The sequence below is a fragment of the Kytococcus sp. HMSC28H12 genome (assembly GCF_001816045.1).
Taxonomy (GTDB): domain Bacteria; phylum Actinomycetota; class Actinomycetes; order Actinomycetales; family Dermatophilaceae; genus Kytococcus; species Kytococcus schroeteri.
Genome location: NZ_KV824508.1, coordinates 6,680 through 7,072, shown reverse-complemented (window position 1 = coordinate 7,072; position 393 = coordinate 6,680). Strand labels below are relative to the sequence as shown.

Annotated in this window: 1 CRISPR repeat array. The window is 75.1% G+C overall.

Features of this window, described 5'->3' with window-relative positions:
* Window position 1: 1 nt before the first annotated feature.
* Window positions 2-393: direct repeats of the CRISPR family, unit length 26 nt; unit sequence TGAGCCCCGCGCGAGCGGGGATGAGC.

The following is a 393-nucleotide window of genomic DNA, read 5'->3' as shown; positions in this document are numbered from 1 at the left end:
GTGAGCCCCGCGCGAGCGGGGATGAGCCCATGGGGGCCGGGAGGGTTCGCATCGCGTGCAGGTGAGCCCCGCGCGAGCGGGGATGAGCCCGCCCTGCGCATCACCATGAAGGACGGGACAACGTGAGCCCCGCGCGAGCGGGGATGAGCCCGTGATCGCCGTGGTGCGGTCGGGGTTGTCTACGTGAGCCCCGCGCGAGCGGGGATGAGCCCGTGTCGCCGGCCTCAGGGTCCACCGGCGGCATGTGAGCCCCGCGCGAGCGGGGATGAGCCGGAGACGCCCTCCATGCGGAGGGGGCTGGCCGGGTGAGCCCCGCGCGAGCGGGGATGAGCCCTGGGCGCGGAACACGGCCACGGTGTCCACGACGTGAGCCCCGCGCGAGCGGGGATGAGC